Here is a 323-nt window from a genome sequence, read left to right on the forward strand (position 1 = left end):
CCGGCGGTGCGGCCGTCGGGGGCCCGTACGGAGCCGCCCGCGGTGGTCAGCGAGGCGGCGGGGAGGTCCCAGCGGGCGGCGGCCGCCGCGACGAGCCGGGCCCGGGCGGTGGCGGCGCACTGGCGGACCGGGCCGTACAGGGAGCGGATGGAGTTGGAGGAACCGGTGAGCTGGTTGAACAGCAGCTCGGGGCGGGCGTCGTCCAGTTCCACCCGGACCCGGTCCAGCGGGGCGTCGAGCTCCTCGGCGACCAGCATGGCGACGGCGGTGGTGAGGCCCTGGCCGACCTCCTCGCGGGGCAGCCGGAAGCGGACGGTGCCGTC

The 323-nt window shown here is 78.0% G+C and carries 1 protein-coding gene; it reads right to left on the reverse strand.

Annotation, left to right across the window (positions count from 1 at the left end; all coding sequences use genetic code 11):
- Nucleotides 1–323, reverse strand: a 323-nt coding sequence (locus VR44_RS25375; protein WP_045949912.1) for a molybdopterin cofactor-binding domain-containing protein, incomplete at both ends; no start/stop codon positions are given.

This window comes from Streptomyces katrae (assembly GCF_000966975.1).
GTDB classification, from domain to species: domain Bacteria; phylum Actinomycetota; class Actinomycetes; order Streptomycetales; family Streptomycetaceae; genus Streptomyces; species Streptomyces katrae.